This is a genomic window from Planktothrix sp. FACHB-1355 (genome assembly GCF_014748295.1).
Classification (GTDB): domain Bacteria; phylum Cyanobacteriota; class Cyanobacteriia; order Cyanobacteriales; family Aerosakkonemataceae; genus Aerosakkonema; species Aerosakkonema funiforme_A.
The window spans coordinates 1-5,500 of record NZ_JACJUP010000376.1 but is presented as its reverse complement, the minus strand read 5'-3'; the positions used below and the strand labels follow the sequence as shown (position 1 = coordinate 5,500).

The window sequence follows — 5,500 nt, the reverse complement described above, 5'->3', positions numbered from 1 at the left end:
CACAGTGGAAGTTTTAGCAGAATTGGTGCCTTTTGAAAAGGTATTAGCTAGCCCAGATCGATCCCAAATCCCAAATCCCAAATGCAAAATTCAAATTACTGTTTCCGATACCGGGATTGGCATTCCTGAAGATAAATTTGACCGCATATTTGAATCATTTGAACAAGCAGAAGGTTCTACGGCGAGAGACTATGGCGGTACGGGACTGGGATTGGCAGTCACGAAAAAATTGGTGCAATTGCATGGAGGTGAACTTAGCGTTAAGTCTAAAGTGGGAGAAGGTTCGCAATTTACATTTACTTTACCCATTTCCTCCATCGGTAAAGTGGAAGTTTCCAAATCTATTACTGCTATCAAAGACGATCGAAATATAGAGTTAACAACCTCAATACTCAGTCAACATTTAGAAGCGACGATTAATACTCAAAAACAGTTTAAAGTTTTGATCGTCGATGACGAACCGATTAATCGCCAGGTACTAATCAACAATCTTTCTCTGTACAATTACGCGATTACGGAAGCAAGTAACGGACAAGAAGCTTTGGCAGAGATGGAAAATGGCTTTATTCCTGACTTGATTTTACTTGATGTGATGATGCCGCGTATGACGGGATACGAAGTGGCGCAAAAAATACGCGATCGCTTTCCCGCCTACGAACTTCCCATTGTCATGCTCACTGCGAAAAATCAAGTCACGGATATCGTAGAAGGATTTGAATCGGGAGCCAATGATTATTTATCTAAGCCGATTCAAAAAAAAGAAATGTTAGCTCGCATCAAAACCCATATTTCTCTGGCTAAGTTGACTTCAGCTTACGGGCGATTTGTGCCGCGTAATTTTCTGAAGTTTTTGGAGAAAGAAAGTATTATTGATGTTAGATTGGGCGACCAAGTACAGCAACAAATGACGGTAATGTTTTCTGATATCCGCTCATTCACAACTTTATCAGAAGCGATGACGCCACAAGAGACGTTTAATTTCATCAACTCTTATTTAAGTCGAGTCAGTCCGGCGATTCGCCAGCACAACGGCTTTATCGATAAATATATTGGCGATGCAATTATGGCATTATTTCCTGAGTCTGCCAATGATGCTGTACAAGCTGCGATCGCCATGCAAAAAGAAGTAGAAACTTACAACCAAGATCGCCAAAAAATGGGTTACGCACCGATTGCGATCGGCATTGGTTTGCACACAGGCAATTTAATGCTAGGAACGATCGGCGAATCAGAAAGAATGGAAACGACAGTCATTGCCGATGCGGTTAATTTAGCTTCTCGTTTGGAAGGATTAACCAAGCTTTACGGCGCGGGTATTTTAATCAGCCATAAAACTCTTTGTTGTCTGGATTATTATGAAGAACAACACTTCCGATTTTTGGATCGGGTGACAGTAAAAGGGAAAAAATCAGCCGTCGCCGTATTTGAAGTCTATGAGGGAGATGAGCCAGAACAGAAGCGATTAAAGAGTCAAACTCAGGCGCGTTTTGAAGTAGCGGTATTTCTGTACTATCAAAAACAATTTGAAGAAGCGCAACAAATATTTCAGGAAGTTTTACAAGTCAATCCCCAAGATAAAGCGGCGATCGTTTACATAAAGCGATGCGAACATCATCGACTATATGGAGTACCGGAAGGGTGGGATGGAGTGCAAGCTATAGATGAGAAGTAATGAAGTTCAATTTCTGTTCTTCTTCTACAAGCGATCCTTCCTCCTCAGACTCATCATCTTCTGTATCCTCAAAGTAAAGGCGCTCCTCCAATTCTATATCGCTAATACCGAGCATTTCTGCAACTCTTCGCAAAGAGAGCTTGTCTTCCTCAACAGCACGGTAGGCAAGTTCGATGAAAATTCGAGGTAACCGTTCTTCTATTGAAGGAAAACGCTGCTGAAGCTCATAATGAGAAGGACTGTAACCAAGATGACGTGCTAAAACCGCAGCTTGTACGTTCTTTAAATTGACTTGAGAACCAGTTATTTTGTTTTCCTGTTCCAATCGATATAGCATCGTTTCATAGCTGACTCCAAAGTAGCGGGATAGATGGACGACTTCTATCGGATGGCTAACAACTTTCACTTTTAAAGCGTGCAAACGCTCTTGTAATGCTTCAGAGGGAATCATAAAATAACAGGCAAATCTTTCTGCAAAAATTTGCGAATAATTCTTATCTCCTTGGCGGTAAACTGTGGCCGAGCGGTCATGTAGGTAGAGACTATAAGCTAACCCCTGAGCTAAAATGAACGAGCGGCAAGTATCTGCATTATCCTGGTTAATCGCGATAATTTGCCCTAGTTGCGGATGCAGGAAAAACAACCCAGAAATTGCATTTTCTTCTTTGCCAAAGGGAATGGCAAACACAAGTAAACCTTGCGCTTGTAAGAAGCTTTTTAAATCGCCGAGAGGTGCTATCCCTAAATTGTAGTGGCTTCTGGCTCTTTGAGCTGCCAATACCGCCGTTCCATCTTCCTTTAAAAGGCTATCGGTAAGAGACGCAAAAGGTGGATGCGGAAGCTCAGGAAAAGGAGTATCTGTCTGCTTGTAAAGTTCCTCTAGAGCATAAACCTTTTCAATTAAGCGTCCAATTCCTGCCTTACCGGAAGCTGAAATAGTTTTGGAACATAGGCGTAAGGCTTCTTCCCAGTCTGATTTAACTGTTTCTTCGCCAAAAAGGAATCGTAGCGGTACCCCATAAAGCCGAGCCAGACGCTCCAAGCTCAAAGCATCCACTCGACGCTTACCACTCTCATACTGATTCAGAGCCGCCGAAGTGACATCTATAAATTGAGCTGCTTCAGTTTGCGTCATGCCAGCTCGCTCACGGGCGACACGCAAGCGCTGACCTAAGATCTCATAGTTCATAAGAGTCAGGCTAATAAAGAACCTCAGTTAGAGGAGATCTAAATCTCTAAAGTTAAAGACATGAAGACCTATGCCGCTATATTAACACTAAGTTAAAATAGTCGCAAATAAAAAATTTTTTTAACATCCAAGGTTAATAGACCAATGTCAACAACAATACTTGATACGGTAGTTTTGCGGGTTATGAGCTTTGCTCATCCACGCGGAATAGATATATTGCTGGAAACTCTTAATATCTCTTCGGCGCGTTTCCCTGCTGAGGTTTACAATCGGGACGAGAACAGTCGCCCTCTCGAAGAAGAGGACGAGGGATTAAGTGAGCTAGCCATAGGACTGCGATACGCTCAGCGTCAGAGTCAGCAGCTACCGCTCGCCGAAGCTCAGCGTTACCACATCAGGCTGAGGAATGCACAGCAGCTACCTCGCCACTTTAAGCAGGGAAGTTTAATAGTGGAAACTTTGACTGTGGAAGAACTCGACGATCGCGAAATTCTCCAGAAAAAGTACCTAAAGTGTCATAAAGGGGAAGCTGCCTGTTTAGTGTTGGCTAAGCGTTATCAAGGACAGGCAGTTTTCCTTTCATCAGATGATGGTGCCTGCAAGGTAGCTAAAGATCTGGGTATACCTTATCTCACACTAGAAGATATTCTTCAAGCTTGGGTTGAGCAGAAACAGCCAACATCAGAAGAATTTGATCGATTAGTGAATGGCATGAAAAACGCTGCATACAACCCTAAAGCTTTTCTAGAAGAACTCAGGCGGAAATTACAGAGATAAAGACTCAGATGTTGTGGCTGTCTGCGATCGCACTTAATCACTCGACATAGACTAAGTTGACAAAAAAATATTTATCTAAGTCAATTCGGTGAGCGAGCGCCCAACTAAAAAGCCATAAAAATTTTAATTTTAACTAACCCAAACTATTATATTGCCACATGGCCAATTTCATCTGGCTTCAAATGAGAATGCAGCACCTCTCCGTCGCGGAACCAAACAATCCGACGAGTTTGACGCGCTACATCCGGTTCGTGAGTTACCATCACGATCGTAATGCCACTTTCATTCAATTCTGTAAAAATATCCATCACTTCCTGAGTGGTTTTGGAATCCAAAGCACCCGTCGGTTCATCTGCTAATAATAAAACCGGACGATTGACGATCGCTCTTGCAATTGCCACCCGTTGTTGCTGTCCTCCAGAAAGTTGGTTTGGCTTATTGTTCAATCTATTTGCCAACCCCACTTTTGTCAGCGCTTCTACAGCGCGATCGCGTCTTTCCCCAGCTTTCACACCCGCATACACCATCGGCAACATCACATTTTCTACCGCAGTCAATTGCGGTAAAAGATGGAATTGTTGGAACACAAACCCCAACTTGAGATTGCGAATCTTTGCTAATTCAGCATCTCCCAATTGCGACACATCTACCTTATCCAAATAATAGTGGCCGGAAGTAGGGCGATCGAGACAGCCGATAATATTCATAACTGAAGATTTCCCCGATCCGGATGCTCCCATAATCGAGCAATATTCACCTTGCTCTACAATTAAACTGGCATCCCGAACTGCGTGTACTGTAGTTTCGCCCATACCATAGATTTTAGCAATATTTTCCAGGCGAATAATTACAGGTTTAAATTCCGTATTCAATTCTTGGTTTTGAGTTTGGATTTGTTGCATTTTTAATTAATTAAGCGCTTCTCAAAGCGACAATTGGATCTAATTTAGCGGCGCGTCGTGCCGGTACAACACCAAAGAACAAACCGATACTGCCAGAAACGCCAACAGCAATTGCGATCGCCACAGGTGAAATGCCAGCTTTCAAAGGAGTAACCGCACCAATTAACATGATACCGCTGACGCCAATAACAGTACCAACTATCCCACCTGCTGCTGACAAAATAATTGCCTCAATCATAAACTGAATGAGGATATCTTGCTGAGTAGCGCCGATCGCTTTCCGCAGTCCAATTTCGTGGGTGCGTTCTGTCACAGAAACCAGCATAATATTCATAACGCCAATGCCACCCACAAACAGCGATATAGCTGCGATCGCAGCCAGCATCAGCGTCAGCGCACCAGTAATAGTACCGACAATTGTCAGCACATCTTTTTGAGTTCGGACAGTAAAATCATCTTCAGTTGTTATTTTGTGGCGCAATCGCAACAGATTAGAAATTTGAAATTGCGCTGCACCGATGCTATTGGAATCTTTAGCAGAAACCGAGATAAACGATATTTCCAAACCATAGGGAGAAGTGCGCCCTATAATGCGGTTAGCGAGTGTGGTGACAGGGGTATAAACAGTGTCATCCTGATTGCTTCCCAAGAAAGAACCTTTCGGTTCCATCACGCCAATAACTTGAAAGCTAATATTTTTGACTCTGATTCTTTGGCCGATCGGATCTTTATTGCCAAACAGTTTTTTGACTACATCTGGCCCTAAAACAGCTACCTGGGTATTTGCCTTTACATCTTGCTGAGTAAAAAACCGCCCTCTAGCAACATTAAAGCTGCGTACTGGCAGAAATTCTGGCGTTACACCAAGAATTTGAGTATTGGTATTTTTGTTGCTATAAGTAACAGCTTGTCGGCTTTGAATTTGAGCGGCAACACCTTTGACAGAAGGCACTTGACGAG

The 5,500-nt window shown here is 42.9% G+C and carries 5 protein-coding genes; 2 read left to right on the top strand and 3 right to left on the bottom strand.

The window, feature by feature from the left end:
* Positions 1-1,672, top strand: a 1,672-nt coding sequence (locus H6S82_RS16240; protein WP_191056427.1) for a response regulator, incomplete at its 5' end; no start/stop codon positions are given.
* On the opposite strand, the gene H6S82_RS16235 is transcribed toward H6S82_RS16240, so the two are convergent.
* The gene (locus H6S82_RS16235) at positions 1,656-2,861 is read right to left on the bottom strand and encodes an XRE family transcriptional regulator (RefSeq protein WP_190465854.1); all 1,206 of its coding nucleotides are present in this window, start codon (positions 2,859-2,861) and stop codon (positions 1,656-1,658) included. The two genes, H6S82_RS16240 and H6S82_RS16235, sit on opposite strands and share 17 nt — an antisense overlap.
* Positions 2,862-3,005: 144 nt before the next feature.
* On the opposite strand from H6S82_RS16235, the gene H6S82_RS16230 reads away from it, so the two are divergent.
* Positions 3,006-3,638: a hypothetical protein gene (locus tag H6S82_RS16230; protein ID WP_190465857.1), complete on the top strand. Its 633-nt coding sequence runs from the start codon at positions 3,006-3,008 to the stop codon at positions 3,636-3,638.
* Between the two features lie 146 nt (positions 3,639-3,784).
* On the opposite strand, the gene H6S82_RS16225 is transcribed toward H6S82_RS16230, so the two are convergent.
* Positions 3,785-4,540 (bottom strand): ABC transporter ATP-binding protein, encoded by a 756-nt coding sequence (locus H6S82_RS16225; RefSeq protein WP_199315339.1) that lies wholly within the window; start codon positions 4,538-4,540, stop codon positions 3,785-3,787.
* Between the two features lie 10 nt (positions 4,541-4,550).
* Positions 4,551-5,500, bottom strand: a 950-nt coding sequence (locus H6S82_RS16220) for an ABC transporter permease (RefSeq protein ID WP_191056426.1), incomplete at its 5' end; no start/stop codon positions are given.

Bases quoted from the DNA above. Each gene is read 5' to 3' on its own strand.
- H6S82_RS16235 (WP_190465854.1), bottom strand. From the start codon at position 2,861: ATGAACTATGAGATCTTAGGTCAGCGCTTGCGTGTCGCCCGTGAGCGA.
- H6S82_RS16230 (WP_190465857.1), top strand. From the start codon at position 3,006: ATGTCAACAACAATACTTGATACGGTAGTTTTGCGGGTTATGAGCTTT.
- H6S82_RS16225 (WP_199315339.1), bottom strand. From the start codon at position 4,540: ATGCAACAAATCCAAACTCAAAACCAAGAATTGAATACGGAATTTAAA.